The 846-nt window shown below is 66.8% G+C and carries 1 pseudogene; it reads right to left on the bottom strand.

Features of this window, described 5'->3' with window-relative positions:
- A pseudogene (locus tag EOA28_RS37275) lies at positions 1-846 on the bottom strand (PQQ-binding-like beta-propeller repeat protein); the annotation flags it as partial.

Genomic DNA, 846 nt, shown 5'->3' with positions numbered 1-846 from the left:
ACCTTGAGTGGCAGCGGCAGCGGCGTCATGTCGTAGACGGTGCCGTTGCGATGCTTGTAGGCGATGTTTCCCGTCTTCAGGTCGACGCCGGCGACATAGCCCCAGGGCGGCGCCTGGCAGGGGATGCCGAGCGGCGACAGGAACGGCCCCATCACCACCGCGTAAGGCGCGCCCTCGTTGCGGTTCAGCCCCTGCTCGCTGCCCTTGGTGTCGCCTGGCGGCGGCACGTCCGCGCGCGGGATGAGCTTGGACGTGAACGCCAGGTAGGTCGGCATGCCGAACATCACCTGCCGCACCGGATCGACCGCGACACCGCCCCAGTTGAAGACGCCGAAATTGCCGGGATAGATCAGCGAACCCTGCAGCGAGGGCGGCGTGTAGCGGCCTTCGTAACGCAGCTTCTTCAACTCGATACGGCAGGCCAGTTGATCGAACAGGGTGATGCCCCACATGTCGGCGCCGGTCAGCGGCTTCTGATTGAAGGAAAGGTCGGACGCCGGCTGTGTCGGCGAGGCATGATCGCCCTCGATCGCGCCGCCGGGCGCCGGCACTTCCTTCACCGGAATGATCGGCTCGCCCGTGCGCCGGTCGAGCACATAGAGGTCGCCCTGCTTGGTCGGCCCGACCAGCGCCGGCACGACGCCGTTCGCCGTCGTGATGTCGACCAGCGACGGCTGCGCCGGCACGTCCATGTCCCACAGATCGTGATGCACGGTCTGCCGCACCCAGCGCAATTGCCCGGTGTTGAGGTCGAGCGCGGTGATCGATGACGAGAATTTCTCGACATTGGCGCTGCGGCCCATGCCGAGCTGGTCCGGCGTCTGGTTGCCGAGCGGCACGTAAAGC

This window comes from Mesorhizobium sp. M2A.F.Ca.ET.067.02.1.1, assembly GCF_004023285.1.
GTDB lineage: Bacteria > Pseudomonadota > Alphaproteobacteria > Rhizobiales > Rhizobiaceae > Mesorhizobium.
Note: the sequence above shows the minus strand (reverse complement) of the source record. Positions and strands in the feature narration are given on the sequence as shown.